Raw genomic sequence first — 24,507 nt, forward strand, 5'->3', positions numbered from 1 at the left:
CGGGTCATCGTCACCGAGATCGACCCGATCTGCGCCCTGCAGGCGGCCATGGAGGGCTACGAGGTCCAAACCATGGACGACGTGGCCGACAAGGCCGACATCTTCGTCACCGCCACCGGCAACAAGGACGTGCTCACCGTCGACCACATGCGTCGGATGAAGAACAACGCCATCGTCGCCAATATCGGCCACTTCGATTCTGAAATTCAGATCGCCGGCCTGAAGAACTTCAAGTGGGACGAGATCAAGCCGCAGGTCCACCACGTGGAATTCCCGGACGGCAAGAAGATCATCGTCCTGTCCGAGGGCCGCCTGGTGAACCTGGGCAACGCCACCGGCCACCCCAGCTTCGTGATGAGCGCCAGCTTCACCAACCAGACCCTGGCCCAGATCGAGCTCTGGACCAACGCGACCAAGTACGAGACCAAGGTCTACACCCTGCCCAAGCACCTCGACGAGAAGGTGGCCATGCTGCACCTCGGCAAGCTGGGCGCGAAGCTGACCAAGCTCTCCAAGGAACAGGCCGACTATATCGGCGTGCCGGAAACCGGCCCGTTCAAGCCGGATCACTACCGCTACTAGGATGATGTAAGGGGAGAGGATGCCGCTCGCGCTGATCCTCTCCTCCTATGTCGCCGCCGACCGGATCGGCGGCGGGGCGCAGCAATTCGCGCTCTGCGCCTGCGGGATCGATCCGGTGCTGGTCCCCACCGTCCTGTTCGGCCGCAGCCCCGCCAAGGGTGGCCGGGGCAAGGCGGTGGAGCCCGACCTCTTCCACGACCTGCTGAACGGTGTGGAAGCCGAGGGCCTGTTCGGCCTGGCCGACCTGGTGATCTCCGGCCATTTCTCCAGCCCGGAGCAGGTGGCGCTCGCTTGCGAGACCATCGCCCGGGTCCGCGCCGCAGGCCGCGCCGGCGCCTATCGGCCGACGCCCATCGTGGTGGTCGACCCCGTTCTTGGGGACATGACCAAGGGCCTCTATGTGAAACCGGAGGTCGCCAAGGCAGTGGCCGAAGACCTTGTTCCCCTGGCCGACTGGATCACGCCCAACCTCTGGGAGCTCTCCCATCTCACCGGCCGCGAGATCGCCGATGCGGCCGGCGCGATCGAGGCGGTGCGGGCGCTCGGCAAGCGCGCCCTGGTCACCTCCGTCCCGGCCGGCGAGGGCGAGATCGCCATGGTCTTCAGCGAGCCTGCGGGATCGACCCTGTTCGCCCACGCGCGCCGCGACGGCGTGCCCAATGGGACCGGCGACCTGGTGACGGCCCTGTTCGCCGCCGGTCTGGTCGAAGGGCTCCCGGGCCCCGCCGCCGCCGAGCGCGCCGCCCGCGCCGCGGCCATGGCGGTGGAGGCCGCGCGGGACTGGGGCGCGGTCGAACTGCCCATCGTCGCCCTGGGCGCGCGGCTGATGCGCCCGCAGGCGGACCTGCGTATAGAACCCCTCGTCTGACGCGGAGCGCCCATGGTTGAAATTCACGGCTACGCAACGGACGGCTTCGACGCCGTGCGCGACGCCTTCGCCGCCAATTTCGAATCCGGCCAGGAGCTGGGCGCGCGCTTCACCCTGGTCAGGGCCGGCGAGACCGTGGTCGATCTCTGGGCCGGCCACGCCGACCGCAAGCGCACGAAGCCCTTTGACGAGAAGACCCTGACGCCGGTGTTCTCCACCACCAAGGCGGTGGCCGCCCTGCTGATCGCCCGCCTCGTGGACGCCGGCAAGCTCTGGTACGACCAGCCCGTCGCCGAGGTGTGGCCGGCGTTCGCCCAGGCGGGTAAGGCCGCCATCACCGTCGAACAGGTCATGAGCCACCAGGAGGGCCTCTCTGGCTTCCCGGACGAGATGGACCCGGCCCTCTGGTTCGACTGGGACGCCATCTGCGCCCGGCTCGCCGCCATGGCGCCGCTCTGGCCCCCTGGAACCGCCAGCGGCTACCACCCGATCACCTTCGGCTATCTGGCGGGCGAGATCTTCCGGCGGGTCGACGGCCGAACCATGGGCGCGGCCTTGCGCCAGGACCTGGCCGAGCCCTTCGGCCTGGACGTCTGGATCGGCCTGCCCGATTCCGAGCACGATCGCGCCGCCGACCTGCAACGGCCGAGCGGCCTCCCGAACTTCGGCGAGGTGAACGAGGCCACCCGCGCCGCCTTCCTCACCCCCTGGTCCTCGCCGGCCGGCCGCGGCCAGGCCGAATGGCGTCGGATCGAGATCCCGTCGGCCAACGGTCACGCCACCGCGCCGGCGCTGGCGCGGTTGATGGGGGCGCTGGCCAATGACGGCTGGCTCGACGGCGAGGTGATCCTGTCGCCCGCCCTGATCGCCGAGGCGGCGCGCGAACGCGTCCGCGGCCAGGATCTGGTCCTGCCCTTCGAGATGAGCTGGGGGGCGGGCTTCATGCGCAATGCGCCGGTCAAGGTCTGGGGACCGGGCGAGGAAACCTTCGGCCACTCCGGCTGGGGTGGTTCCTGCGCCTTCGCCGATCCGAAGGCGAAGCTGGCGGGCGCCTATGTGATGAATAAGCAGTCCACCGACCTGCTGGGCGACGGCCGCCCCAAGCGGCTGATCGAAGCGGCCTACCGGGCACTTTGACAGTGCGCTGTCATCCCTTCCCCTGGACCACGGTTTCGCCCCGCGCCTCCTTATAGGCATTGGAGATCAGGTCGCCGGTGAACACCACGGCCAGCACGAAACGCAGCCAGGGATCGTCGCCCGCGAAGGCCTTGCGGATCGGCTCAAGGTCGAGGCGTTTGCGCACCTCTTCCAGAGGTACGCCGGCCTTGGCCAGGAGCGCGACCTGGGCGCGGACGCGCTCCAGGGCGGCGATCAGCCGGTCGAGATAGGCCCGATCGGTCTGGGGCGCCCCGTGGCCGGGGACCAGGACCTTGAAGTCGTAGGCCTTCAGCTTGCGCAGCACCTCGACCCAGTCGCCCGGAAAGGTATGGGCGGCGTAGGGGATCGGGGCGACCACGATGTCGCCGGCGGCCAGCACCCGCTGCCTCGGCGCCCAGACCACTACGTCACCGTCTGTGTTGGCGCGGCCGAGATAGGCGATCTCCACCGGCGCGATCTCGTCGGCGAGATTGATGCGGCTCTCGAAGGTGAGGTCGGCGGGATGGGGCTTGAGGTCGGAATAGGCCTCGACCATGGCCGGGCCCGCCTGCGCCGTGCGCCGCCAGCCGTCGCGCAGGGCCTGGGGCAGCTTGGCGTCTTCGGCCCGGGCGGCGGCGAAGGCGGCCATGTCGCCATAGGACTTCGCATAGGTGGCCACATAGGCCATGGGCGGCCCGGTCATGTTCTCCCGGGTGCGGGTGCTGGAGACGATCTGGACGCCCGGCCAGGCGGCGCGGATGGCGCCGGCCCCCAGGTTATGGTCGCCATGATAGTGGGTGTAGACCAGCCAGGTCACCGGCTTGCCCGTCAGCTTGCGGATCTCGGCCACCACGGCCTGGCCCGAGACCGGCGCCCCGCCGGCGTCGACCACCACCAGGCCCCTGGCCTGTTCGATCACCACCACATTGCCCTCGAAGGGCGGGTCGGTGACCGCGGGCTTAGCGATCAGCCAGATGTGGGGGGCGACAGCGTAGGTCTGGCGGGCGAAGACCTGGGCCGGTGTCAGGGGCGCGGCCAGGCCCGGGCTCGCCAGGGCCAGGACGCAGAGCATCAGGATGGTTCGGATCATGCCAGCCTCCCGCGCCGAGGCTAAGCCCGTCCTGGCGCGGCGGCCTAGTTAAGCCTTCGTCATGCGACCGCGCTGAGCGCCCGCGCGCGGCGCCATGCGCCATAGGCGAACACCGACGCCCCGCCCCAGATGAACACAAAGGAGAGCGCCCGCAACGGCGTGAAGGCCTCGCCCTGGGCGACCCCGATGGCGAAGCTGATGGTGGGGGCGATGAACTGCAGGAAGCCGATGGCCGACAGCGGCAGGCGTCGCGCCGCCCAGGAGAACAGCACCAGTGGCACGGCGGTGATCGGCCCCGAGGCCAGCAGCCAGGCGGTGGTCGCGGGGTTTCCGAGGAAGTGCCCGCCGCCCTGCTGCTCCCGCCACAGGATGAAGGCGAGGCTGGGCAGGCCCAGGATCAGGCATTCGATGAAAAGGCCGGTCTGGGCGTCGGCGGCCACCTGTTTGCGCACCACGCCGTAGCCGCCGAACGAGAAGGCCAGCGCCAGCGAGACCAGCGGCAGGTGACCCAGGGCGAAGGCCTGGACGGTCACGCCGACAACGGCCAGGGCGATGGCGGCCTTGCCGATCCTGTCGATCCGTTCGCGGAACAGCAGCGCCCCGCAGGCCATGTTGACCAACGGATTGATGTAGTAACCGAGGCTGGTTTCCAGCACTCGGCCGGAGTTTACCGCCCAGATGAACACGATCCAGTTGGCGGTCACCAGGGCCGACGAGAGGGCGAGCCAAGCCAGCACCTTGGGCTGACGGAAGACGGCGACCACCTGGCGCCACTGGTGGGCCAGCAGCACGAAGATCAGCGCGGTCGGCGCGCTCCAGACGATGCGGTGGGCCAGGATTTCCCACGACCCCACCCCGAAGGCGCCGATCACCTGGATGGCCAGGGGGACGAATCCCCAGATCAGGTAGCAGGCGATGCCCGCCGTGAGCGCGGTGTTGGCGGGCGTCTTGGCCAAGGCGAGACTTTCTGGGGGCTCAGGGAAGGCGGGGCGTGTCGGCCTCCCGTTCCAGCCGCAGGGCGTTGGTGAGGATGCAGACCTGACGGTACTTACCTATGAGCATCAGGATTTCCAGCAAGGCCATTTCCGAGAATATTCGGCGGGTTTCGGACCACAAATCGTCGGCCAGCTCGCAGCGGTCCTGCAGGGCGTCGCAGAGGCGCAGGATCAGGGCGTCGCGGCCGGTCCAGGGATGGGCCTCGAAAGGCGCGGCCGTGGCGGCCACTTCGGCCTGGGTGAAGCCGGCCCGTTCGGCGAAATAGGCCACGTGGACGCCCCACTCGTAGTCCGACCGGTTGAGCGCGCAGACTCGCAGGATGGTGAGCTCCCGCTCCCGCAAGGAGAGGTGGCCGCGATCCAGCAGGCCGCCGTCCATGAAGCGGGCGAACAGCCGCTCGTCGCGGGCCAGGGTGCGGAACAGCAGCAGGTGCTGGCCGTTGAGCGGTGTCAGCTTGGCCAGTCGGCGTTGGACGGCTTCGGGGAAGGGTTCGGCGGCGGGCGCGATACGTGGCATGACGGGACTCCCGATGCTTGCTACAGGGACTGTAGCGCAGCGGAGATCCAATTGCTATGAAAACTGTAGCACCCGCGCCGGGCCGCAAGGTGCGCGGCTCGTCCACTGGCCGGCCGATCATGGCGGCGCTGGACCTGCTGGGCCGGCGTGGGGCCCTGCGCATCCTGTGGGAGCTGCGCGGCGATGCCCTGACCTTCCGCGCGCTGAGCGTCGCCGCCGAGCTGCCGCCCGGCACGCTCAACGCGCGGCTGAAGGAGTTGCGGGAGGCGGGCGTGGTGGGCGCGGACGAGGGCTACGCCCTGACTCCGCGCGGCCGGGAACTCCTGGCCGCGCTGAAGCCGCTGACGGACTGGGCTGCCGACTGGGCCTAGGCGATCGCCTTCATCTTGATCAGGCCGCGCTCGTGCAGCAGCTCGGCGATCTGCACCGCGTTGAGCGCCGCGCCCTTGCGCAGGTTGTCGGCCACGACCCACATGTTCAGCCCGTGTTCGACCGTGGTGTCGTTGCGGATGCGGCTGATGAAGACCGGGAACTCGCCCTGGGCCTCCTTGGGGGTCATGTAGCCCTTGTCGTGCCGCTGATCGATGACGATGACGCCCGGGCTCTCGCGCAGCAGGTCGCGGGCCTCGTCCTCGTCAATGGGGTCATGGAACTCGATGTTCACGGCCTCGGAGTGGCCGACCATCACCGGCACGCGGACGCAGGTGACCGTCAGCTTGATCGACGGGTCGATCATCTTGTGGGTCTCCATCCACATCTTGGCCTCTTCGTCGGTGTAGCCGTCCTCGTTGAACGCGCCGATGAAGGGGATGACGTTGAAGGCGATCTGCTTGGGGAACTTCTTGGGCTCGGGCGCGCCCAGGACGAAGATGCCCTTGGTCTGGTCCCACAGCTCGTCCATGCCTTCCTTGCCCGCGCCGGAGACCGACTGGTAGGTCGAGACCACCACCCGCTTGATACGGGCCCGGTCGTGCAGGGGCTTCAGCGCCACGACCAGCTGGGCCGTCGAGCAATTGGGGTTGGCGATGATGTTCTTCTTGGCGGCATAGCTGACATCGTCCGGGTTCACTTCCGGGACGATCAGCGGCACGTCGGGGTCCATCCGCCAGGCCGAGGAATTGTCGATGACGATGGGGCCCTGGGCGCCGATCTTCGGCGCCCATTCCTTCGAGAACGTGCCCGAGACGCTCATCAGCACCAGGTCGACAGTGGTGAAATCGAACTGCTCGACGTCCTCGCATTTGACGATCTTGTCGCCGAAGGAGACCTCGACCCCGATGGACTTGCGGCTGGCGATCGCGTGGATCTTGTCGACGGGGAAGTTCACTTCCTCGAGGATGTTCAACATCTCGCGGCCCACATTGCCCGTGGCGCCGACCACGGCTACCCGATAGCCCATGGCGGTCTCCTCTAGATGACTTGTCGCGGAGCGTCCCGTTACGCCCTGTGGTTCCCGGGCGCAAGACGAAGGCTTCCAAGGGCTTAGATAGTGCGCCCGTCTCCGCTTGGCACGGCGGTTGCGTCGGAGTTGGCGACATCAACCGGAGGACAGCCATGTCCGTCAACGGCCTCTCGCACGGAAAGCTCGCCATGGCGCAGATCGCGCCCCTCCCGGACCGCAAGCCGGCCAAGAGCGGGGATCCTACAGCCGTTGCCCAGCAACGGATCGCGGCCAAGCTGGACACCAACGGGGACGGCGCTCTAAGCGTCGCCGAGCTCGCCAAGCTGGAAAAGGGCGGGCACGGCAAGAATGGTCGCCCCGCCCAGGCGATTCTTGCCGCCCAGGCGACTTCGGCCGAGCCCGCGGCCATGTCGGCCGAGCCTCCCGCTGGCCGCCGCTTCGGTCCCAAGACCCTGGACGCCCTGATCAAGAACCAGACCGTCCCCACCCCCGAGAGCCTCGCCGAGAAGCTGGTTGCGGCCGTCGACGGCGACGACGACGGCGCCTTCAGCCTCGACGAACTGAAGGACGCCCTGCCGGGCAAGTCCGGCCAGGCCAAGGGCCGCGCCGCTCACGCCGAGCGCGCCTTCGACCGCCTGGACGGCGACGGGGATGGCAAGGTCACCGTGGCCGAGCTGGCCCTGGCGCTCGGCGCCACGCCACCCCCGCCGGTCGTGGAACCGCCTGCTCCGCCTGTCGTGGAGGAGACGCCTCCGCCGGTCGAACTCGCCGAGAACCCGCCGGTCGTCCCCGTTACCGACGAGGTCATTGACCCGCCGCTTCAGGAGCCCTCCGCTAACGGCTGACCTCGGCCCAGGAGCGCGCGATGACCGCGGACACCGGCATGCCGTTCTCCAACCTCATGGGGGTGGAGATCGTGGAACGTACGAAGGCGAGGGTGGTCGGCCGGCTGACGGTCCGCGAGGACCTCTGCACCGCCGACGGCATCCTGCACGGCGGGGCCTATATGGCCTTCGCCGATGCGCTCGGCGCCATCGGCGGGGTCATGAACCTGGCTCCCGGCGCGCGGACCACGACGCTCGAGTCCAAGACCAACTTCCTGGGCTCCGCCAAGGTCGGGACCTCGGTGCAGGGCGAGGCTACGCCCCTGCATATCGGCCGCCGCTCCAGCGTCTGGCAGACGAGGATCACCAACGTCGACGGCAAGCTGCTGTGCCTGGTCCTGCAGACCCAGATGACGATCGCCGACTAGCCGACCCCGATGTCCGCCGGTTTGACCGGGTTCAGCAGCGGCTCGCCGCGGACGTAGCGGCCTAGATTCTCCAGGAACAGCGCTTCGCCCCGCGCGCTCGTGAGTGCGCCGCGGTTGGAGGCGTGGGGGGTGACGCGGATTTTCGGGTGGTCCCAAATCCAGGAGTCCGCGGGCAGGGGCTCGGTCTTGAAGACGTCCAGCACCGCATGGCCGGGCTTATCGGCGTCGAGACCGGCGCGCAGGGCGTCCTCGTCCAGCAGTCCGCCGCGGCCGATATTGATCAGGATCGAGCCCGGCTTCATGGCGGCGAAGAAGCTGGCGTTCGCCAGGTCGCGGGTCTCGTCGTTGAGCGCGCAGGCCAGGACCACGACATCGGCCTGGGACAGGCGCGACGGCAGGTCGGCGATCGTCGACACCGCGTCGGCCAGGCCCTCGGCGCCGGGCGAGCGGCGCACCGCCTCGACGTGGGCTCCAAAGGCCTTGGCGCGGGCGGCGATCTCGCGGCCGATATTGCCGAAGCCGACGATCAGCCAGCGGCTCTGGCCCACCTCGCGAAAGTCCACCGGCTTCCAGTCATGGGCCGCCTGGCGGCGGGCCTGGGCGTCGATGGGATGCAGCAGGCTCAGCGCATGGATCACCACATATTCGGCGATGGCCGGGGCTTGGGCGCTGGAATTGGTCACCCTCAGGCCGTCGCGGGCCAGGGGCTTGAAGCTGGGATGCTCGACGCCGGCGAACACCGTCTGCACCCAGCGGGCGTCGGCGCTGTCGCGCAGCCGGCCGAAATACTCCCGGCGCTGGGGGCCGAAGGCTTCCAGGCTCAGCCACCAGACCTCGGGCTTGAGATCGGCCGGGTCGAAGGCCGCGCCGTTGAGGCTGAGGGCGCCATCGGGCTCCAACACCACCACATCGAGATCGGGTGCGACGGCGGGCAGCCGATCGGCGATGCGGTCGTAGGCTGCGCGGAATAGGAAGGCTTGCATGGCTTCGATCGTATCGACCGCCCGTCGCGGAAGCCAAGCGCGAACCTATTTGACAACGTTATGTCGTGCGCGCAGCCTCGCATCATCATGCTGAACGATCCCGTCTCGCGCCTCATCGCGGCCACTCATCGGGCCCACGACGCCCTGGTCAGTGCGGACGACAAGTTGTTGTCAGATCTCGGCCTCAGCCACGCCCGGGCGCGCGTCCTGGCGGCTCTGGCGGAGCAGGATGGGCCGCGGACGGTGTCCCAACTGGCCCGCGTCCTCGGCGTCGCCCGGCAGGGCGTGCAGCGGCTGACCGACGATCTGGCGACCGCCGGTTTCGTCGCCTTCCAGGACAATCCCGGTCACGCCCGCGCCAAGCTGGCGCGCCTCACGGAGGCCGGATCGACGGCTCATGCGGAGGCGGAAAGGCGCCGTGCCGCCTGGGCGGAGAGCTTGGGCGCGGGTCTGTCGCCGACCTGGCTGGAGATCGGCGGCGAGCTGCTGAGCCTGCTGCGCAAGCGCGCGACGGCCACGGCCAAGCCCTAGCCCGTAAGGGTTTGTGGACCTTGTCGAAGGATAGTTGACTCTGTCAATTAACTCGGGCGAACTGTCGGCGGGAGGCCCGCCATGCTGCTTCAGGACCCGGTCCCGGCCGTGCGCCGGTTCAACCGTTTCTACACCCGCCGGATCGGCGCCCTGGACGAGGCGCATCTGGGATCGCCCTACAGCCTGGCCGAGGGCCGGGTGCTGTACGAGGTCGCCCAGTCGCCCACCGGCGTGACCCCCAAGGCCCTGGCCGCCGCCTCCGGCCTGGACGCCGGCTATCTCAGCCGCATCCTCAAGCGGTTCGAGGGGGAGGGACTGATGGTCCGCGAAACCTCGCGCAAGGATGGCCGCAGCGTCTCCATCTGGCTGACCTCGGCTGGCATCGCGGCCTATAACGGCCTGCGCCAGACGGCGGAGGGGGCGGTCGAAGGGATCCTCGGCGGCCTGGCCACCCCGGAGCGGGCGCGGCTGGTCGACGCCATGCGCGAGATCGAGGGCCTGCTGGGCGCCCCGCCGCCCGGCGAGGTGATCCTGCGGCCCCATCGGGTCGGCGACATGGGCTGGGTGACCTGGCGCCACGCGATCTTCTATGCCCGCGGATATGGTTGGGGCGACGCCTTCGAGGCCTTGGTGGCCAGAATCGCAGCCGACTTCATCGAGAACTTCGACCCGGCGCGCGAGCGGTGCTGGATCGCCGAGCGGGGCGGCGAGATCGTCGGCTCGGTCTTGCTGGTCAAGGGCGACGGCGACCAGGCCAAGCTGCGCCTGCTGCTGGTGGAGCCGTCCGCCCGGGGGCTGGGTCTCGGCAAGCGCCTGGTGGCCGAGTGCGTCGCCTTCGCGCGGCAGGCCGGTTATGGCGAGATCACGCTGTGGACCCAGAGCATCCTCACCGCCGCGCGGGGCATCTACGCCGCCGCCGGCTTCGAGCTGGTGGATTCCACGCCGCACAACACGATCGGCGTCGACCTGATCGGCGAGACCTGGGTGCTGAAGCTGTAGGGGAGGCTTGACGGCCCCGGCGTCGAGCGGGCGAGGTGGCGGTCCCACTCTAGAGGATCCCGCTCATGAGGCCGCCCAACTTCATCGTCATCCTGGCCGACGACCTCGGCTACGGCGATCTCGGCTGCGACGGCGGCACGGTGATCCGCACGCCCAACCTGGACCGCATGGCGGCGCAGGGGGTGCGGCTCACCGACTTCTACGCCTCGGCCAATGTCTGCACGCCGTCGCGGGCGGGGCTGCTGACCGGCCAGTACGCCATCCGCAACGGCCTGGCCCACGAGGTGATCCAGCCGGCCGACACCACCGGCCTGCCGGTGGACGCGCTCACCATCCCCAAGGCCCTGGGCGAGGGCTACGTCAGCGCCCTGATCGGGAAGTGGCACCTGGGGCACGCCGCGCCGCATTGGCCGCCCATGGTCTACGGCTTCGACCGCTTCTACGGCCTGCCCTATAGCCACGATATGAAACTGCTGGCGCTGTTTGACAACGCCACGTCACCCATGACCGAGAGCAAGGCCGACTTCGCAAAGCTCACCGAATGGTTCTTCGGCCAGGCCACCGCCTTCGTGGAGCAGAACCGCGAGACGCCATTCTTCGTCCTGCTGGCGCTCACCGCGCCGCACATTCCCCTGAGGCCCAATCCCGACGACCTGACCGGCTCGCCGGGCGGCGCCTATGGCGAGGTGGTCGAGGAGATCGACCTCAATGTCGGGCGCCTGCTGGACCGCCTGAAGGCGCTCGGGCTCGACGAGGACACGATGGTGGTCTTCACCTCCGACAACGGCCCCTGGTTCGAGGGCTCGTCGGGACCGTTCCGCGACCGCAAGGGCGGCGGCGCCTGGGACGGCGGCTTCCGGGTCCCGTTTATCGCCCGCCAGCCCGGAACCCTGCCGGCAGGCGCCGTCAGCTCGGCGCTCTCCAGCAATCTCGACCTGCTGCCGACCTTGCTGGCTATGGCCGGGCGGGCGCCGGTGGGCGATCGCGAACTGGACGGGCGGGATATCTCGGGCGTGCTGACGGCCGGCGCGGCCTCGCCGCACGAGGAGATCGTGCTGTTCGACAACGCCCATGTGGCGGCCGTGCGCACTGCGCGCTGGAAGTATGTGGCGCGGTCCTATTACCGGACCCACGACGTCCCGCTGGACCGCTATCCGCTGCTGTTCGACATGGATGTCGATCCCGGTGAGAACTACAGCGTGGCGCTGAACTTCCCCGAAGCGGCCGTGGAGATGCGCGCACGGCTGGAGGCGGCCAGGGCCCGCTATGAGCCGCTGGCCAAGGCCTTCCCGCCGCACGTGGCGCCGGCCTCGGCGGCCGACCACCCCGACTAGGTCAGGAGCCTAGCGACGCTTCTGCTTGCGGGCCGCGTAGCGGGCGTCGAGAGCGGCCTTATGGGCGGCGCGCGTCTCCAGATCGCGGGACTCGCTGACGAAGGCCTCGATCACGGCCTTGCGGGCCTCGGCCTCGGCGGCGATCCGGCGCTTCTCTGAACGTTCGGCCTCGCGTTTGGCGCGCAGTTCGGCCAGTTCGGCGGCCTTTTGGGCGGCGCGGTCGGGGGCGACGGGGGCGGTGACGGTCGGCTTGACCTTCATCTTCGCCAGGAGGGCCTTCTTGGCCTCGAGGGAGGCGGCGGCGCGTTCGTCGAAACGGTTGTTCTTCAAGTCTCTCATGCGGGCGCTGACATGTGACATTCGGCGCGAAATTGCAACCGCTGCCGGGTGCGTTCCGTCGTCGCGCGCCGCCGTGTGGCGCCGATGCAAGTCGTCATAAGGCTGATCTAGAGCGCCGCCAGCACCGCGTCGCCCATCTCGGTGGTGGTGAGAGCGCCGCCCAGGTCGCGGGTGCGGGCGCCGGCCTCCAGGGCCTTCACCACCGCCGCATAGAGCCGGTCGGCGGCCTCGGCGCGGCCGAGCGACCAGCGCAGGGCCATCTCGAAGGATAGGATGGCGGCCAAGGGGTTGGCCAGGTTCTGACCGGCGATGTCGGGCGCCGAGCCGTGGATGGGCTCATAGAGGCCGGGTTTGCCGGGCAGGCCGAGCGCCGCCGAGGGCAGCATGCCGAGCGAACCGGTGAGCTGGGCCGCGGCGTCCGAGAGGATGTCGCCGAACAGGTTGTCGGTGACCATGACGTCGAACTGCTTGGGGTTCTTGACGATCTGCATGGCCGCGTTGTCGGCCAGGATGTGCTCCAGCTGCACATCGCCGAATTCGCGCCTGTGCAGGTCGGTGACCACCTCGCGCCACAGCAGGCCGGAATCCATCACATTGGACTTCTCCGCCGAGTGGACCTTGTTGCGGCGGCCGCGGGCCAGCTCGAAGGCCACCCGGGCGACCCGCTCGATCTCCATGGTGGTGTAGACCTGGGTGTCGACGGCGCGCTTGCCGCCGCCGGGGAGGTCCTCGATGAAGCGCGGCGAGCCGAAATAGATGCCGCCGGTCAGCTCGCGGACGATCATCATGTCCAGGCCCTCGACCACCTCGCGCTTGAGGGTCGAGGCGTCGGCCAGGGCGTTGAAGCACAGGGCCGGGCGCAGGTTGGCGAACACCTCCATGCCGGCGCGCAGGTTGAGCAGCCCGGCCTCGGGACGCTTGTCGCGCGGGGTCCCGGCCCACTTCGGACCGCCCACGGCGCCCATCAGCACGGCCTTTGCCGCCTTGGCCGCGGCGAGCGCCTCGTCGGTGAGCGGGACGCCGTGGGCGTCATAGCTGCAGCCGCCGAACAACCGCTCCTCAATCACGAGTTCCGGCGTGAGCGCCTCGGCCACGCGCCGCACCTGGGCGGTCACTTCGGGGCCGATGCCATCGCCGGGCAGGAGAAGCAGGTCGGTCATGAGGAGGGCCCTTGTCTGGCGGTCGCGTTGCGAGGCGACGTCCTAGGGGATGGAAGGGCCGACGGGAAGCCCGACGAGACAACACGGCTTGACCGTTAATCATATAAAGATATGCTTATATCATTATATCAATGAGGCTCGCCGATGTCCTTCGATGTGACCCTGGTCACCTATGAAACCCTGCCGGACGGCGGGACCGACGATCAACTCCTGGCCCAGGCCCTGAGCGCCACCGGCGCGCGGGTGCGGTTCGCGGTTTGGAGCGACCCGGCGGTCGACTGGTCGGCCGCGCCGGTGAGCGTGATCCGCTCGACCTGGGACTACTTCCATCGGATCGCGGAATTCGCCGCCTGGCTGGACCTGGCCGCGTCACAGACCCGGCTGGTCAACGCCCACCGGGTGCTGCGCTGGAACATGGACAAGCGCTACCTGGCCGATCTGGAGGCCCGCGGCGTCGCCGTAGTCCCCACCGTCTTCGTCCGCCAGGGCGAGACCGTGGACCTCGCCGCCCTTTGCTCGGACCGGGGCTGGGACGAGCTGGTGGTCAAGCCGACCATCTCCGGCGGCGCTTTCGGAACCAAGCGTTTCGCCGCGGGCCAGATCCCCGGCGAGGCGACCGCCCATCTGGCGGGGCTGACGGAAACCCGCGAGGCCATGATCCAGCCCTATCTCGCCGCGGTGGAGACCGAGCGCGAGCGCTCCCTGGTCTTCCTGGGCGGAAGTTTCAGCCACGCTTTCCTGAAGTCGGCCTTCGGCATCGACTATTCCGCCTCGGTCCTGCATCGGCCGAGCGCCGAGGAGCTCGGCTTCGGCCGCCGGGTGCTGGAGGCCGTCGGCGAGCCCGTGGCCTATGCGCGGGTGGACATCGTGCCTTCGGCCAAGGGCCCGCTGCTGATGGAGCTGGAAGTCATTGAGCCCAACCTGCTGATGGGCCTGGCCCCCGGCTCGGCCGAGCGCCTGGCCGGCCTGCTGCTGGGCTAAAGCGCGCGCTCGGAGGCCGTCTCATAGAGGGTGAGCCGGCGGTCGGAGACGCCGAACTCCGGCCAGTAGCTCCGCCAGGTCGCCATGTGCGGCGTCTGGAAGTGGGCGTCGAGGCAGGCCTGGTCGCGCCAGGCCTCGTAGACCCGCACCAGGCCGGGGTCGGCCACGTCCTGGGCGTAGGAATATTCAAGGCAGCCGTCCTCGGCGCGGCTGGCGGCCAGCATGGCCAGCATGTGCGGCCTGAACCGCTCCAGGTTCTCCGACGGGATCCGGACCGTGCCGGCGATGATGACGCTCATGCCTTTTCCAGCCAGGGCTGGCTGATGGCGCGCCGGCCTTCATAGACGTCGATGGAGGGCGCCTTCTGGAGGGTCTCGCCGATGGCGTCGAGGCCCTTCAGCATCTTCTCCTTGCGCTGCGGATCGATCTGGAAGGCGAAGGTCTTGCCCGAAGGGGAGATCACCGTCTGCTGCTGCAGGTCCACCGTGACCATGTGGTTGCCGCCCTTGGCCTCCTCCATCAGGTCCTGGACCTCGTCGGGCTTGAGCACCACGGGCAGCAGGCCGTTCTGGAAGCAGTTGTTGTAGAAGATGTCGGCGAAGCTGGACGAGATCACGCAGTCGATCCCGAAGTCCATCAGGGCCCAGGGGGCGTGCTCGCGCGACGAGCCGCAGCCGAAATTGTCGCCGGCCACCAGCACGCCCGCGCCCTTGTACTCAGGGCGGTTGAGGACGAAGTCCGGCTTCTCGCGGCCCTGCTCGTCGAAGCGCAGGTCGTAGAACAGGCCTTTGCTCAACCCCTCGCGCTCCACGGTCTTGAGGAACTGTTTCGGGATGATCTGGTCGGTGTCGATATTGGCCAGGGGCAGGGGGGCGATCTTGGCGTCGAGGCGGGTGAAGGCTTTCATCGGTCGGTCGTCTCGGCGTTTTGCTGGATCATCAGGGCGGGGGCGGCCGGCACGCCCGAGCGGACGGTGAACACCTTGGTGCCCGGCTTGCGGCCGGCGCGGACCTCGGAGACGTCGAAGCCGGCGGCGGCGATGCGAGCCTGGGCGGCGTCGGCGTCGGTCACCCGCCAGGCCAGGCCGCCGCAGCGGTCGGGAGCGTCGGAGACCGGAGCCTTGAGGCTGGCGCCCATCTCCACCACGGCGGACCCGGCGCGGAAGAAGAGCTGGCGAACGCCCCAGTCGGGGTTGGAGCGGTCGAGCCGCAGGTCGAGGCCCAGCCGGCCGGCATAGACCGCGACGGCGCGCTCCGGATTGGCGGTGTGGACCACCACGTGGTCGAGCAGTGGCGAAGCGGCGGCCTCGTCACCTACCGACTCCGACAGCGGCCAGGTCGAACCGTCCCGAGCCGGACCCACCAGCAGGATGTTCAGGCCGCCGGTGTCGGCGGCGTCGAGTGAGAAGTTCGTCCAGTAGCGCTTGCGGCCGTCGTCATGGGTCGAGCGGGTGGAGTGCGGCTTCACCGCCCCGATCCCGCGCCGGGTAACCAGGGCGTGGGCGGCCTCAGCGTCCGCCACCGTGAAGGCCATGGCCCAGATCCCCTCGCCATGGGTCTCGATGTGCCGGGCGATGACGCCGCCGAAGGCGCCTTCACCGGCCGGCGATATCACGTCCAGCGCCATGTTGCCGAGCTGGAACCAGGCGTGGCGCGCGCCGCCGTCGCCGCCGATCCAGTTGGGCGAACGGCCCAGCAGGGCGGTGTAGCCGGCGACCGCGGCGTCGAGATCGGTGACCGCGAGTGCGATATGGTCGAGGCCGGTGATCACCTGTTGGGTCCCGGATAGCCGCCGTAGGCGGCCTCGTTCTCTTCCTCTTCCTCGTCGTCCGGCCACAGAAGGCTGGCCGCCGCATATAGGAAGGCGGTGGTGTAGAGGATCATCAGCACCAGGAGCGCACCGTCGACCACGATCCGCCAGGCGCGCTGGCCGAAGGGCTTCAACACGTTCTTGCCGTTGACGGTCATGCCGATGACCTCGTTGCGCGAGAGGTATAGGTCGGCCTTCGCGCCCTTCGGCAGCCGCATCAGGGGGACGGCCTGGCCACAATTGGGCCGGCCGTAGCAGGGCAGGACATAGGGCTGGACGGCGTTGTCGAGTGTGAGCGCGTAGCGGGCGCGCAGGCCGCCGATGGCCTCCACCCGCTCGATCTCGCCGCTCGCCTTCTTCACGCTGCCGAAGTCGTTGAACAGGTTCGCGCCGAACGCCCACAGCCCGGCGATGATGAACGGCGCGCACATGGCCACCAGCGCCGCCTCCAGGGGGCGTTCGAACCGCTCGCGCTCGCCCAGGGCCAGCTGACTCTGACGCATGCGGACGATCACCGCGACCAGGCCCGCGCCGGCCACATAGAGCCCAACGGCGAGCAGCGGCGTCAGCCGCAAGCCGCCGACGTCGAAGCCCTCGACGATCCCGGTGAGGATGGCGATGGCCGCGCCGAGGCCCGCGCTGAGCACCGGAAGTCCGAACCAGAGCAGAAACCGGGCTCGCGGATCCATGTCAGAGGAACTCCCGGACGTCGACGATATGGCCGGCGATGGCGGCGGCGGCGGCCATGGCCGGGCTCATCAGGTGGGTGCGTCCGCCCCGGCCCTGACGGCCCTCGAAATTGCGGTTGGAGGTCGAGGCGCAGCGTTCGCCCGGCGCCAGGCGGTCGGGGTTCATGCCCAGGCACATGGAGCAGCCCGGCTCGCGCCAGTCGAAGCCCGCGGCCTTGAAGATGGCGTCGAGGCCTTCTTCCTCGGCCTGGGCCTTCACCAGGCCGGAGCCCGGCACCACCATGGCGCGGACGTGCGGCGCCACCAGGCGGCCGTGGAGGAAGGCGTGCTGCACGATCGCCGCGGCGGCGCGCAGGTCCTCGATGCGGCTGTTGGTGCACGAGCCGATGAACACCACATCGATCTTGGCGTCGCTGATCGGCTGGCCGGCGGCCAGGCCCATATAGTCCAGCGCCCGTTCGGCCGAGGCGCGCTTGTCGGGGCTGGCGAAGCTCTCGGGCGCGGGGACCGCGTCGGTCACGGCGATGACGTCCTCGGGGCTGGTGCCCCAGGTGACCAGGGGGGCGATCTTGCCCGCGTCCAGCCGCACTTCGCGGTCGAACACCGCGTCGTCGTCGGTATAGAGCGTCTTCCAGTAGGACAGCGCCATCTCCCAGGCGCCGCCCTTGGGCGCGGCCGGGCGGCCCATGATGTAGTCAAAGGTCTTCTGGTCCGGGGCCACCAGTCCGGCGCGGGCGCCGCCCTCGATGGTCAGGTTGCAGAGCGTCATGCGGCCTTCCATCGACAGCCCGCGAATGGCCTCGCCGGCGAACTCGATGACCGAGCCGGTGCCGCCGGCGGTGCCGATCGCGCCGATGACCGCCAAAGCGAAGTCTTTCGCGCCGACGCCGGGCGCCGGGGTCCCGTCGATGGTCACCCGCAGGTTCTTCGACTTCTTCTGGCGCAGGGTCTGGGTGGCCAGCACATGCTCGACCTCCGATGTGCCGATCCCCTGGGCCAGCGCCCCGAAGGCGCCGTGGGTGGAGGTGTGGCTGTCGCCGCAGACAATGGTCATGCCCGGTTGGGTGCGGCCCTGCTCGGGACCCACCACGTGGACGATCCCGTTGCGGATGTCGCCCATCGGGAAAAACTCGATGCCGTTGTCCTTGACGTTCCGATAGAGCGTCTGAAGCTGCAGACGGGCTTCCTCATCGGCCACGGCGTCGACGCCCAGGCCCTGGCCTTCGGTCGGGATATTGTGGTCGGCGACCGCCAGGGTGCGGTCGGGCCGGCGCACCGGACGGTGGGCCGCGCGCAGGCCTGCGAAGGCTTGCGGGGTGGTCACCTCGTGGATCAGGTGCAGATCGATATAGAGGATCGCCTCGCCGTCGGTCTCGTCGACCACGTGAGAGTCCCAGATCTTGTCGTAAAGCGTCTTTCCAACCATGAGCGGCATCTAGTTCCGTGAGGCGCCCAAAGTCCAGCAGCGGCAATTGCCGAGCGAGCCGGATCGGTTATTCATGCGGGCATGGCATCAACCGACTGGGACCTGTTCCAGACCCTGCACTCCGTCCTTGAGGCCGGCTCGCTCTCCGCAGCGGCCCGCGCGCGCGGGCTGACCCAGCCGACCCTTGGCCGTCACATCGACGAGCTGGAACGGCGGCTGGGCGCGCCGCTGTTCCTGCGCAGTCCGCGGGGCCTGATCGCCACCGACCTGGCCAATGAGCTTCGGCCCCACCTGGAGGACATGTCGTCGGCCGCCGCGGCGGCCCTGCGCGACGCCTCGGGCGCCGACGGGGTGGGCGGCACGGTGCGGGTCACGGCCAGCGAGATCATGGGCGTGGAGGCCATGCCGCGGATCCTCACCGAGTTCCGCATCGCCCATCCGACCATCGATCTCGAACTGGTGTTGACCAACCGCAACGAGGACCTGTCGCGGCGCGACGCGGACATCGCCGTGCGCATGGCCCGTCCGACGCAGAACACGCTGGTCGCGCGCCGGGTGGGCGAACTGCATTTCGGCTTCTACGCCACCGCCGACTATCTGGAGCGGTGCGGGGTCCCCAAGTCGCTCGATGACCTCGATGCCCACACCCTCATCGGCTACGACAAGCGCGACGTGACCGTGCCCGGGGGACTAGACATCGGCCGCCCGATCAGCCGCGAGATGTTCGCCCTACGCAGCGACAACGACAACGCTCAGTTGGCCTTCCTGCGGGCCGGCTACGGGATCGGGGTCTGCCAGCACCGGCTCGGCCGGATGGGCGGCCTCGTCCAGGTCCTGCCCGGGACCTTCGCCTTCAAGCTCGAGATCTGGATCGCCATGCATGAGAACCTGAAGGGCAGCAAACGCATGCGGCTGATGTTCGATCACCTGGTGGAGGGCCTCAGCGCCTTCTCCACGGAGGCCAACCGCGAGGTCGACCCGAGGCCTTCAGTATGAGCCGGCTGCCGAGCTTCCCGGTGACCGGCGGCTGCGCCTGCGGCGCCGTGCGCTATGAAGTCCTGGCGACGCCACCCGTTACCTTCGCTTGCTGCTGCAACGACTGCCAGACCCTGACCGGATCGGGCTTTAGCCTGGCCATGGCGGTGATGCGCGAGCATTTCAGAATTACCAAGGGCGAAGTCGCCACCTGGATCCGGAGGTCAGAGGCTGGGAACGAGATTCCGCAGAACATCTGTGCCCATTGCGGGGTGCGGCTCTACAGCGAGCCCTATTGGGGCCCGCAGACAGTGACGGTGCGAGCCGGCACCCTCGACGAGGCCGGCTGGGTGCAGCCGGCGGCGGCCTACTACCTGCGCAGCAAGGCGCCCTGGCTCGGCTTTCCGGAGGGCACGCTGCTCTATGAGACGGTTCCCGAGGACATCATGCCGGTGGCGCGTCGCTGGCGGGAGATTTGCGAAGGTTAGCTCGCGGGCCTCGTGCCAACCGTCCCCCGGCTCGTCATGGCCGGCCTTGTGCCGGCCACCCATAGACTCCGAAGTCGGTGATTTGCCCTCGACGGCTCGCGTATATGGGTCCCCGGGACAAGCCCGGGGATGACGAAATTGGGTGGGGCTTGGCGCCCTACCAGGTCTCCGCGAACGGCCGCACCTCGGCCAGGAAGCTCCAGGCGCTCCGCGGCTGCTGGCTGAGGTGGAAGACCTCGCCGGCGATGTCGGCCGGGGCGATGAAGTGGTCGTCCGGGGCGTCCTTGAACCGCTCGCGGGTCCAGGGCACGTCGATCACCGCGTCGATCACCAGATAGGCCACGTGCACCCCCTTGGGGCCTACGTCGCGGGCGATGGATTCGGCCAGGATGCGCTGAGCGGCCTTGGTGGGGGCGAACCCCGCGAAGCCGGCCTTGCCGCGCTGGGCCGAGGTGTTGCCGGTGACGATCAGCGATCCGCCCCCGGCCTCGATCATGGCGGGCGTCGTCAGCCGCGCCAGGTGCAGCAGGGCCATGACATTGACCTGGAAATTGGTCTCCAGGACCTTGGGGTCGATGTCCCGGAAGGTCCCGAAGGCGCCGCCGACGGCGTTGTGCACCACGGCCTTGGGCGCCCCGAAGCGGTCCATCAGATCGGTCACGGCGGCGGTGAGGGCGGCCGGATCGGAGACGTCGCAGGGAACGGCGAGGCTGTCCTCCAGCTCGGCCTCCAATGCCGTCAGCCGCTCGACGGTGCGGGCCAGCATGGCGACGCGGTAGCCGCCCTGGGCGAAGCGGCGGGCGATGGCGGCGCCGGTTCCGGGGCCGACCCCGGTGACGATGGCGAGCGGCTTCATGCGGCGACCTTCAGGGCTTGGCGGAGGAAATCGAGGCGGTCGTTGCCGAAGAACATCTGCTCGCCGACCATGAAGGTGGGCGCGCCGAACACCCCGCGGGCCTCGGCCTCGGCGACATTGGCGTTCAGGGCGGCCTCGGCGGCCGGGCTCTCGATCATGGCGGGGGTGACGCCCAGGCCGTCCAGCAGGGCGGCGAGGTCCTCGGCGGTGGCCAGGGCCGCGTCGCCGGCCCACATGGCGGGGAAGACTCGCGCCACGGCGTCGGCCGCCTTCGGACCGGCGGCGATCACGGCGCGCAGCAGCCGCCGGCCGTCGATCTGGCTCATGGCGGGGTTGGGCGACAGGGGCACGCCGTAGAGCGCGGCCCAGCGACCCAGGTCGGCGCGGGCATAGGCCTGCTTGGGCTTGCAGATGATTGTGGTGGGCACATTGCCCACCCGCTTCATCACCTCGAGGACGTCCATGGGTTTGAAGACGATCTCGCCGGGCAGGCCGGGGAACTGGCTGTGCGCCAGGTAGCTGTAGGGACTGCGGAAGTCGAAGAAGAACAGGGTGGCGCTCATGGCGCGGGCTCCTTGCGAGGGGACTGGGCGAAGCGGGCGCGGACCAGATCGTCGGCGCCGGGGCCGGGGCGAAGCTCGGCGCGGGGGCGGGGGACCGGCGCGCCGGTCTCGGAGTCGACCAGGGCGAGTTCCAGGGGGTGGCCGGTCTCGCGGTCGACCAGGACCACGGTCGGGGCGCCGAGCCCGTTCGTATCCCAGCGGTCGCCCCATTCGCGCAGGGCGGTGGTCACCTTCCAGAGGTCACGGCCTCTGGGGGTGAGCAGGTATTCAAACCGCGGGGGCCGCTGCCGGTAGGCGCGGCGCTCGACGATGCCGGCGGCCTCCAGGCGCTTCAGCCGCTCGGCCAGGGTGGTCGTGGGCATGCCGGTGGAAATCTGCAGCTCGTCGTAGCGCGAAACGCCCAGCAGCAGGTCGCGCAGCAGCAGCATGCCCCACTTGTCGCCGATGGCCTCCATGGCCCCGGCGATGGAGCAGGTCATTCCGGAAAAGGACTTGGCGCGCATGGGGGGTGTCTCAGCGGGGAGGGCAGCGCCCGGAGGCGCCGATCGGCGCATCTGGCGCGCGGATAGGGGGAGAATCTTCGGGATTCATAGACAGCTCGCTAGTAACTATAATAATAAGAGTGACTATTTTCGACGTGATGGCAAGCAGGCTTTTTCACCCGCCGCATGTGCGGGCGAGCGCGCGCGTTGGCTCGGGCCTTTAGCGGCCGGCGGTCGTCTGGGCGCGGTAGGTGTGAATGGGGCGAATCTCGACCGCCCAGCCGAACTGTTCGCCGGCGGACACCTGAGTGCTGGGGTGTTTGGAGGCTACGGCGATGGCCTCTTCAAAGTCGCGGGCCTCGATGACGAAGGCGTTTCCGATGAGCGCTTGGGACTCGATCACGCGGCCCTGGGTGACGCGCGCGACGCCATCCACCCTGCGGACGGATCTGGTTTCGACCTCGAGACCGAGGTCGACGAGCACCTGTCCGGTCGCGTGGAGATCATCGAGGTGCGGGCGGCACTGCGCCATGATGGCGTCGATCTCGGGTCTGGGGAGCGCGTCCATCTTGGCCGCATCGTAGTAGCCGAGGCAGAGAAACCTCATTCGATATCCTTTGTGTTGGAAAGGAGCCCGGCTTCCCGGGCTCAGGGTGCGCCATGCCGTGGTGCTTGGCTCAGTGCCCGTGGTCCGGCGACCCGTCCGACCAATTCGGCACCGGCACGATAAAGACCGACAGCGGCTCGACGCTGCTGGCGCCGCCGATAACCGGGCTGCCTGGGAGGTTCGCACCCCAAGTCTCGGGCTGGGCGCGGGGCACGTAGAACATCAGGTGGGCGCGCCAAGGTCCGGCGGCGGCGTCGTCAGTGTAGCCATGCTTCGACATCATGTAGCACATGGCCCCCGGCTCGGGCGGCGGGATGGCGCCGCTGGCCAGTGCGTCCTTGGTCTTGGACGCCATCTCCTCGACCGATATCCCCGACAGCACCCAGGCCGTGCGCATCAGATAGGTCGGCAGCACGGTGCGAGCCGAGGCGGGATTGAAGCAGATCGGCGCTCGGGCCTTTGGGTTCCAGAACTCGGCGGCGCCAAAGTCGTTGGCCCAGGACCGCTGGACGATGCAGGTGAACCCGTTCGACCCCTTGGCCGCGGTCTCATAGCCCTTGTCGCCCAGCACCAGCACCTCGGCCTTGTCGGAGACCGACGCCGGCGCGGCGCTGCGCGCCATGGCGATCTCTTCGGCCCGGCTCTGGGTCCGATAGGCGCTGAGCGGGGCCATCGCGGGGTAGGGGCCCGCCTTGGATTGGGCATGGGCGAGCCCGCCGGCGGAAGGCGCGCCCGCCAGGATGAGGACCGCGCTGGCGGTCGCCGCGCGAGCCCGAGAACCAATTGTCCGCATCGTCTTCAATATCCCCGTAGGATGGTTGAGATGGAGCGCCATCAAAGCTGGCCGAGCCGGCCAACGAGCTTGGTCATCGATCCGGTCCAGCCCTGCTCATGGCTCGCAAGCGAGGCTTCATTCCTGAGGCCGGCGTGGGTGAAGGTGAGTTCGGTCCCCCCCGCGATAGGCGCCAGGTCGCATTCGATGCGCGACACGCGCCCAAACTCCTCGGGCTCGCCGCCGAAAACATAGCGCCAGGTCATGGCGACGCGGTGCGGCGGGACGACTTCCAGATATTCCCCGCAGACCTCGTGCTCCTGCCCGTCCAGCGTCTGGAAGCGGACGCGGAACGACCCGCCGACCCGGGCGTCGACCTCGGCCAGGATCACAGGCAGGTCGTCAGGTCCCCACCACGCGCCGACGCCTTCGGCTGTCGTCAGGGCGTCGAAGACGATGGCGGGGCGGGCGCGAATACGCCGCACCAGGGTCAGGCTGGTGGTCATTCGCCTTCGACCCTGGCCAAGGCCTCCTTGGATTCCGCGTATGCCGTGAGGCGGTCCAGGGCCGGCGACCAGAACCGCTCATATCGGCTCAACCAGTCGCGCGCCTCGCGAAGCGGCTCGGGCGAAAGGCGGACCGCCACCGTGCGCCCCTGCTTGGAGCGCGAGATCAGACCGGCCTCCGACAACACATCGAGGTGCTTCATCACCGCCGGGAGCTTGATGGGAAACGGCTCGGCGAGCGCCGTGATCGAGAGAGGTTCGCTTTGCTCAAGCCGCGTCAGGATCGCCCGCCGCGTGGGATCGACCAGGGCGGCGAAGACGCGGTCAAGGTCTCGATGTTGATAGTTCAACATGTGGAGAACTGATAAGATCAGTTGGGCCTTGTCAATAGGACCCGCGCCGAGCGGAAACGAAAGCGGCGGCCGTGTCGCCACGGCCGCCGCTGGAAGATCGTAGGATCCGAAGGGTCTAGTCTTCGGCGGCTTCCACAGCCGCTTCGGCCTTGTCGACCTTGGCGCCCATTTGGCGCTCGGCGATCCGGGCCGACTTCCCGCGACGGTCGCGCAGGTAATAGAGCTTGGCGCGACGGACGACGCCACGACGCTTCACCTCGATGGAGTCGATGTTCGGCGAGTGGATCGGGAACACCCGTTCCACGCCCTCGCCGAAGGAGATCTTGCGGACGGTGAAGCTCTCGTTGATGCCGCCGCCCTGACGGGCGATGCAGACGCCTTCGTAGGCCTGGACGCGCTCGCGCTCGCCTTCCTTGATCTTCACATTGACCCGGACGGTGTCGCCCGGCTGGAAGTCCGGAATGGCGCGGGTGGCCAGCAGGCGGTCGCGCTCTTCTTTTTCGAGCTGCTGAATGATGTTCATCGGTCTGATCCTTTCGGGCTTGATCGCCCTTTGCCTGTTATTTGGCGGGACGCCGCGCCCAGAGGTCCGGACGCCGTTCCCGCGTGGTCTCTTCCCGCTGGGCCTGCCGCCACTTCCGAACCTCGGCGTGGTGGCCTGAAAGCAGCACATCGGGAATGTCGAGCCCTTCGAACGTCCGCGGTCGCGTGTACTGCGGATGCTCCAGGAGCCCGTCCTCGAAACTCTCTTCACTCAAGCTCTCCGCCTGGCCGAGGACGCCGGGCACGAGCCTTACGCACGCTTCGATCG

At 68.9% G+C, this 24,507-nt stretch carries 32 protein-coding genes and 1 pseudogene; 12 read left to right on the plus strand and 21 right to left on the minus strand.

All coding sequences use genetic code 11. The annotated features are described in order from the left end of the window. From Q8Q88_RS21605 to Q8Q88_RS21615, 3 genes are all read left to right on the plus strand, one after another. The coding region (locus Q8Q88_RS21605; protein ID WP_305677248.1) for an adenosylhomocysteinase at positions 1-582 on the plus strand (582 nt) is incomplete at its 5' end. Positions 583-601: 19 nt separating this feature from the next. Continuing rightward, positions 602-1,450 (plus strand): PfkB family carbohydrate kinase, encoded by an 849-nt coding sequence (locus tag Q8Q88_RS21610; protein WP_305677249.1) that lies wholly within the window; start codon positions 602-604, stop codon positions 1,448-1,450. Between the two features lie 12 nt (positions 1,451-1,462). Next, a complete protein-coding gene (locus Q8Q88_RS21615) occupies positions 1,463-2,587 on the plus strand; it encodes a serine hydrolase domain-containing protein (protein WP_305677250.1) in 1,125 nt (374 codons plus the stop codon). 10 nt (positions 2,588-2,597) lie between these two features. Here the strand turns inward: Q8Q88_RS21615 and Q8Q88_RS21620 are convergent, their stop codons facing one another. The 3 genes from Q8Q88_RS21620 to Q8Q88_RS21630 are packed head-to-tail and all read right to left on the minus strand — an operon-like array spanning position 2,598 to position 5,189. Then, positions 2,598-3,677, minus strand: a complete 1,080-nt coding sequence (locus tag Q8Q88_RS21620) for an MBL fold metallo-hydrolase (protein WP_305677251.1) — start codon at positions 3,675-3,677, stop codon at positions 2,598-2,600. A gap of 59 nt (positions 3,678-3,736) precedes the next feature. Beyond that, entirely contained in the window at positions 3,737-4,633 is an 897-nt protein-coding gene (gene rarD / locus Q8Q88_RS21625; RefSeq protein WP_305677252.1) for an EamA family transporter RarD, read from the minus strand. A gap of 19 nt (positions 4,634-4,652) precedes the next feature. Beyond that, on the minus strand, positions 4,653-5,189 hold the full coding sequence (locus tag Q8Q88_RS21630; RefSeq protein WP_305677253.1) for a carboxymuconolactone decarboxylase family protein: 537 nt from the start codon (positions 5,187-5,189) through the stop codon (positions 4,653-4,655). Positions 5,190-5,245: 56 nt separating this feature from the next. Here Q8Q88_RS21630 and Q8Q88_RS21635 point away from each other — a divergent pair, with 56 nt between their 5' ends. Beyond that, positions 5,246-5,560: a helix-turn-helix domain-containing protein gene (locus Q8Q88_RS21635; protein WP_305677254.1), complete on the plus strand. Its 315-nt coding sequence runs from the start codon at positions 5,246-5,248 to the stop codon at positions 5,558-5,560. Here Q8Q88_RS21635 and Q8Q88_RS21640 read toward each other — a convergent pair. Next, positions 5,557-6,588 carry an aspartate-semialdehyde dehydrogenase gene (locus Q8Q88_RS21640; protein WP_305677255.1) on the minus strand — a complete coding sequence of 344 codons (1,032 nt, stop codon included), beginning with the start codon at positions 6,586-6,588 and terminating at the stop codon, positions 5,557-5,559. The two genes, Q8Q88_RS21635 and Q8Q88_RS21640, sit on opposite strands and share 4 nt — an antisense overlap. Positions 6,589-6,743: 155 nt before the next feature. Between Q8Q88_RS21640 and Q8Q88_RS21645 the strand changes: the two genes are divergently transcribed. Continuing rightward, on the plus strand, positions 6,744-7,436 hold the full coding sequence (locus tag Q8Q88_RS21645; protein WP_305677256.1) for an EF-hand domain-containing protein: 693 nt from the start codon (positions 6,744-6,746) through the stop codon (positions 7,434-7,436). A gap of 20 nt (positions 7,437-7,456) precedes the next feature. Then, the gene (locus tag Q8Q88_RS21650; protein ID WP_305677257.1) at positions 7,457-7,843 is read left to right on the plus strand and encodes a PaaI family thioesterase; all 387 of its coding nucleotides are present in this window, start codon (positions 7,457-7,459) and stop codon (positions 7,841-7,843) included. Here the strand turns inward: Q8Q88_RS21650 and Q8Q88_RS21655 are convergent. Beyond that, positions 7,840-8,826: a D-2-hydroxyacid dehydrogenase gene (locus tag Q8Q88_RS21655; protein ID WP_305677258.1), complete on the minus strand. Its 987-nt coding sequence runs from the start codon at positions 8,824-8,826 to the stop codon at positions 7,840-7,842. The two genes, Q8Q88_RS21650 and Q8Q88_RS21655, sit on opposite strands and share 4 nt — an antisense overlap. 87 nt (positions 8,827-8,913) lie before the next feature. Here Q8Q88_RS21655 and Q8Q88_RS21660 point away from each other — a divergent pair, with 87 nt between their 5' ends. From Q8Q88_RS21660 to Q8Q88_RS21670, 3 genes are all read left to right on the plus strand, one after another. Then, positions 8,914-9,357, plus strand: a complete 444-nt coding sequence (locus Q8Q88_RS21660; protein WP_305677259.1) for a MarR family winged helix-turn-helix transcriptional regulator — start codon at positions 8,914-8,916, stop codon at positions 9,355-9,357. A gap of 81 nt (positions 9,358-9,438) precedes the next feature. After that, positions 9,439-10,356, plus strand: coding sequence for a bifunctional helix-turn-helix transcriptional regulator/GNAT family N-acetyltransferase (locus tag Q8Q88_RS21665; RefSeq protein WP_305677260.1), 918 nt, complete (start codon positions 9,439-9,441; stop codon positions 10,354-10,356). A 65-nt stretch (positions 10,357-10,421) separates the two neighbouring features. Next, a complete protein-coding gene (locus Q8Q88_RS21670) occupies positions 10,422-11,690 on the plus strand; it encodes a sulfatase (RefSeq protein WP_305677261.1) in 1,269 nt (422 codons plus the stop codon). Positions 11,691-11,699: 9 nt separating this feature from the next. Here Q8Q88_RS21670 and Q8Q88_RS21675 read toward each other — a convergent pair whose 3' ends face one another. Together Q8Q88_RS21675 and leuB are read right to left on the minus strand one after the other, a co-directional pair. Next, a complete protein-coding gene (locus Q8Q88_RS21675) occupies positions 11,700-12,029 on the minus strand; it encodes a DUF6481 family protein (protein ID WP_305677262.1) in 330 nt (109 codons plus the stop codon). Positions 12,030-12,136: 107 nt separating this feature from the next. Further along, positions 12,137-13,189 (minus strand): 3-isopropylmalate dehydrogenase, encoded by a 1,053-nt coding sequence (leuB, locus tag Q8Q88_RS21680; protein ID WP_305677263.1) that lies wholly within the window; start codon positions 13,187-13,189, stop codon positions 12,137-12,139. A 144-nt stretch (positions 13,190-13,333) separates the two neighbouring features. On the opposite strand from leuB, the gene Q8Q88_RS21685 reads away from it, so the two are divergent. Continuing rightward, complete coding sequence (locus Q8Q88_RS21685; RefSeq protein WP_305677264.1) at positions 13,334-14,170, plus strand: RimK family alpha-L-glutamate ligase; 837 nt, start codon at positions 13,334-13,336, stop codon at positions 14,168-14,170. Here Q8Q88_RS21685 and Q8Q88_RS21690 read toward each other — a convergent pair. From Q8Q88_RS21690 to leuC, 5 genes are read right to left on the minus strand one after another with little or no spacing between them, the layout of a single operon-like run. Further along, a complete protein-coding gene (locus Q8Q88_RS21690) occupies positions 14,167-14,469 on the minus strand; it encodes a putative quinol monooxygenase (protein ID WP_305677265.1) in 303 nt (100 codons plus the stop codon). The two genes, Q8Q88_RS21685 and Q8Q88_RS21690, sit on opposite strands and share 4 nt — an antisense overlap. Next, positions 14,466-15,077: a 3-isopropylmalate dehydratase small subunit gene (gene leuD / locus Q8Q88_RS21695; protein WP_305677266.1), complete on the minus strand. Its 612-nt coding sequence runs from the start codon at positions 15,075-15,077 to the stop codon at positions 14,466-14,468. The genes Q8Q88_RS21690 and leuD overlap by 4 nt, the downstream gene beginning before the upstream one ends. After that, on the minus strand, positions 15,074-15,940 hold the full coding sequence (locus Q8Q88_RS21700; protein ID WP_305677267.1) for a VOC family protein: 867 nt from the start codon (positions 15,938-15,940) through the stop codon (positions 15,074-15,076). The genes leuD and Q8Q88_RS21700 overlap by 4 nt, the downstream gene beginning before the upstream one ends. Beyond that, a complete protein-coding gene (locus Q8Q88_RS21705; protein WP_305677268.1) occupies positions 15,937-16,668 on the minus strand; it encodes a hypothetical protein in 732 nt (243 codons plus the stop codon). The genes Q8Q88_RS21700 and Q8Q88_RS21705 overlap by 4 nt, the downstream gene beginning before the upstream one ends. Before the next feature lies 1 nt (position 16,669). Then, positions 16,670-18,094: a 3-isopropylmalate dehydratase large subunit gene (gene leuC / locus Q8Q88_RS21710; protein ID WP_305677269.1), complete on the minus strand. Its 1,425-nt coding sequence runs from the start codon at positions 18,092-18,094 to the stop codon at positions 16,670-16,672. Between the two features lie 81 nt (positions 18,095-18,175). Here leuC and Q8Q88_RS21715 point away from each other — a divergent pair, with 81 nt between their 5' ends. Both Q8Q88_RS21715 and Q8Q88_RS21720 read left to right on the plus strand, forming a co-directional pair. Beyond that, positions 18,176-19,090 (plus strand): LysR family transcriptional regulator, encoded by a 915-nt coding sequence (locus Q8Q88_RS21715; RefSeq protein ID WP_305677270.1) that lies wholly within the window; start codon positions 18,176-18,178, stop codon positions 19,088-19,090. Next, on the plus strand, positions 19,087-19,557 hold the full coding sequence (locus Q8Q88_RS21720) for a GFA family protein (protein ID WP_305677271.1): 471 nt from the start codon (positions 19,087-19,089) through the stop codon (positions 19,555-19,557). Before Q8Q88_RS21715 ends, Q8Q88_RS21720 begins: the two co-directional genes overlap by 4 nt. A 157-nt stretch (positions 19,558-19,714) precedes the next feature. Here the strand turns inward: Q8Q88_RS21720 and Q8Q88_RS21725 are convergent, their stop codons facing one another. The 9 genes and pseudogenes from Q8Q88_RS21725 to Q8Q88_RS21765 all read right to left on the minus strand — a co-directional run. Next, positions 19,715-20,413 (minus strand): SDR family NAD(P)-dependent oxidoreductase, encoded by a 699-nt coding sequence (locus tag Q8Q88_RS21725; protein ID WP_305677272.1) that lies wholly within the window; start codon positions 20,411-20,413, stop codon positions 19,715-19,717. After that, positions 20,410-20,976, minus strand: a complete 567-nt coding sequence (locus tag Q8Q88_RS21730) for a 2-hydroxychromene-2-carboxylate isomerase (RefSeq protein ID WP_305677273.1) — start codon at positions 20,974-20,976, stop codon at positions 20,410-20,412. The genes Q8Q88_RS21725 and Q8Q88_RS21730 overlap by 4 nt, the downstream gene beginning before the upstream one ends. Beyond that, positions 20,973-21,479 (minus strand): helix-turn-helix domain-containing protein, encoded by a 507-nt coding sequence (locus Q8Q88_RS21735; protein ID WP_305677274.1) that lies wholly within the window; start codon positions 21,477-21,479, stop codon positions 20,973-20,975. The genes Q8Q88_RS21730 and Q8Q88_RS21735 overlap by 4 nt, the downstream gene beginning before the upstream one ends. Before the next feature lie 199 nt (positions 21,480-21,678). Next, positions 21,679-22,065 carry a YciI family protein gene (locus tag Q8Q88_RS21740; RefSeq protein WP_305677275.1) on the minus strand — a complete coding sequence of 129 codons (387 nt, stop codon included), beginning with the start codon at positions 22,063-22,065 and terminating at the stop codon, positions 21,679-21,681. Between the two features lie 70 nt (positions 22,066-22,135). Next, positions 22,136-22,738: a hypothetical protein gene (locus tag Q8Q88_RS21745; RefSeq protein ID WP_305677276.1), complete on the minus strand. Its 603-nt coding sequence runs from the start codon at positions 22,736-22,738 to the stop codon at positions 22,136-22,138. A gap of 161 nt (positions 22,739-22,899) precedes the next feature. Next, complete coding sequence (locus Q8Q88_RS21750) at positions 22,900-23,343, minus strand: SRPBCC domain-containing protein (protein ID WP_305677277.1); 444 nt, start codon at positions 23,341-23,343, stop codon at positions 22,900-22,902. After that, a complete protein-coding gene (locus tag Q8Q88_RS21755) occupies positions 23,340-23,696 on the minus strand; it encodes a helix-turn-helix transcriptional regulator (protein WP_305677278.1) in 357 nt (118 codons plus the stop codon). The genes Q8Q88_RS21750 and Q8Q88_RS21755 overlap by 4 nt, the downstream gene beginning before the upstream one ends. Before the next feature lie 115 nt (positions 23,697-23,811). After that, complete coding sequence (rplS, locus tag Q8Q88_RS21760) at positions 23,812-24,219, minus strand: 50S ribosomal protein L19 (RefSeq protein WP_305677279.1); 408 nt, start codon at positions 24,217-24,219, stop codon at positions 23,812-23,814. Positions 24,220-24,256: 37 nt separating this feature from the next. Beyond that, positions 24,257-24,507, minus strand: a pseudogene (locus Q8Q88_RS21765) (tRNA (guanosine(37)-N1)-methyltransferase TrmD); the annotation flags it as partial.

Origin of the sequence: Phenylobacterium sp. (genome assembly GCF_030697925.1) — a bacterium.
GTDB lineage: Bacteria > Pseudomonadota > Alphaproteobacteria > Caulobacterales > Caulobacteraceae > Phenylobacterium.

Coding starts and splice junctions, on each gene's coding strand:
- leuB (WP_305677263.1), bottom strand. CDS start 13,189: ATGACCGACCTGCTTCTCCTGCCCGGCGATGGCATCGGCCCCGAAGTG.
- rplS (WP_305677279.1), bottom strand. CDS start 24,219: ATGAACATCATTCAGCAGCTCGAAAAAGAAGAGCGCGACCGCCTGCTG.
- Q8Q88_RS21685 (WP_305677264.1), top strand. CDS start 13,334: ATGTCCTTCGATGTGACCCTGGTCACCTATGAAACCCTGCCGGACGGC.
- Q8Q88_RS21670 (WP_305677261.1), top strand. CDS start 10,422: ATGAGGCCGCCCAACTTCATCGTCATCCTGGCCGACGACCTCGGCTAC.
- Q8Q88_RS21615 (WP_305677250.1), top strand. CDS start 1,463: ATGGTTGAAATTCACGGCTACGCAACGGACGGCTTCGACGCCGTGCGC.
- Q8Q88_RS21610 (WP_305677249.1), top strand. CDS start 602: ATGCCGCTCGCGCTGATCCTCTCCTCCTATGTCGCCGCCGACCGGATC.
- Q8Q88_RS21720 (WP_305677271.1), top strand. CDS start 19,087: ATGAGCCGGCTGCCGAGCTTCCCGGTGACCGGCGGCTGCGCCTGCGGC.
- Q8Q88_RS21650 (WP_305677257.1), top strand. CDS start 7,457: ATGACCGCGGACACCGGCATGCCGTTCTCCAACCTCATGGGGGTGGAG.
- Q8Q88_RS21705 (WP_305677268.1), bottom strand. CDS start 16,668: ATGGATCCGCGAGCCCGGTTTCTGCTCTGGTTCGGACTTCCGGTGCTC.
- Q8Q88_RS21675 (WP_305677262.1), bottom strand. CDS start 12,029: ATGAGAGACTTGAAGAACAACCGTTTCGACGAACGCGCCGCCGCCTCC.
- Q8Q88_RS21660 (WP_305677259.1), top strand. CDS start 8,914: ATGCTGAACGATCCCGTCTCGCGCCTCATCGCGGCCACTCATCGGGCC.
- Q8Q88_RS21665 (WP_305677260.1), top strand. CDS start 9,439: ATGCTGCTTCAGGACCCGGTCCCGGCCGTGCGCCGGTTCAACCGTTTC.
- Q8Q88_RS21750 (WP_305677277.1), bottom strand. CDS start 23,343: ATGACCACCAGCCTGACCCTGGTGCGGCGTATTCGCGCCCGCCCCGCC.
- Q8Q88_RS21740 (WP_305677275.1), bottom strand. CDS start 22,065: ATGAGGTTTCTCTGCCTCGGCTACTACGATGCGGCCAAGATGGACGCG.
- Q8Q88_RS21620 (WP_305677251.1), bottom strand. CDS start 3,677: ATGATCCGAACCATCCTGATGCTCTGCGTCCTGGCCCTGGCGAGCCCG.
- Q8Q88_RS21745 (WP_305677276.1), bottom strand. CDS start 22,738: ATGGCCCCGCTCAGCGCCTATCGGACCCAGAGCCGGGCCGAAGAGATC.
- Q8Q88_RS21655 (WP_305677258.1), bottom strand. CDS start 8,826: ATGCAAGCCTTCCTATTCCGCGCAGCCTACGACCGCATCGCCGATCGG.
- leuD (WP_305677266.1), bottom strand. CDS start 15,077: ATGAAAGCCTTCACCCGCCTCGACGCCAAGATCGCCCCCCTGCCCCTG.
- Q8Q88_RS21690 (WP_305677265.1), bottom strand. CDS start 14,469: ATGAGCGTCATCATCGCCGGCACGGTCCGGATCCCGTCGGAGAACCTG.
- Q8Q88_RS21730 (WP_305677273.1), bottom strand. CDS start 20,976: ATGAGCGCCACCCTGTTCTTCTTCGACTTCCGCAGTCCCTACAGCTAC.
- Q8Q88_RS21630 (WP_305677253.1), bottom strand. CDS start 5,189: ATGCCACGTATCGCGCCCGCCGCCGAACCCTTCCCCGAAGCCGTCCAA.
- leuC (WP_305677269.1), bottom strand. CDS start 18,094: ATGGTTGGAAAGACGCTTTACGACAAGATCTGGGACTCTCACGTGGTC.
- Q8Q88_RS21755 (WP_305677278.1), bottom strand. CDS start 23,696: ATGTTGAACTATCAACATCGAGACCTTGACCGCGTCTTCGCCGCCCTG.
- Q8Q88_RS21725 (WP_305677272.1), bottom strand. CDS start 20,413: ATGAAGCCGCTCGCCATCGTCACCGGGGTCGGCCCCGGAACCGGCGCC.
- Q8Q88_RS21735 (WP_305677274.1), bottom strand. CDS start 21,479: ATGCGCGCCAAGTCCTTTTCCGGAATGACCTGCTCCATCGCCGGGGCC.
- Q8Q88_RS21635 (WP_305677254.1), top strand. CDS start 5,246: ATGAAAACTGTAGCACCCGCGCCGGGCCGCAAGGTGCGCGGCTCGTCC.
- Q8Q88_RS21645 (WP_305677256.1), top strand. CDS start 6,744: ATGTCCGTCAACGGCCTCTCGCACGGAAAGCTCGCCATGGCGCAGATC.
- Q8Q88_RS21715 (WP_305677270.1), top strand. CDS start 18,176: ATGGCATCAACCGACTGGGACCTGTTCCAGACCCTGCACTCCGTCCTT.
- Q8Q88_RS21640 (WP_305677255.1), bottom strand. CDS start 6,588: ATGGGCTATCGGGTAGCCGTGGTCGGCGCCACGGGCAATGTGGGCCGC.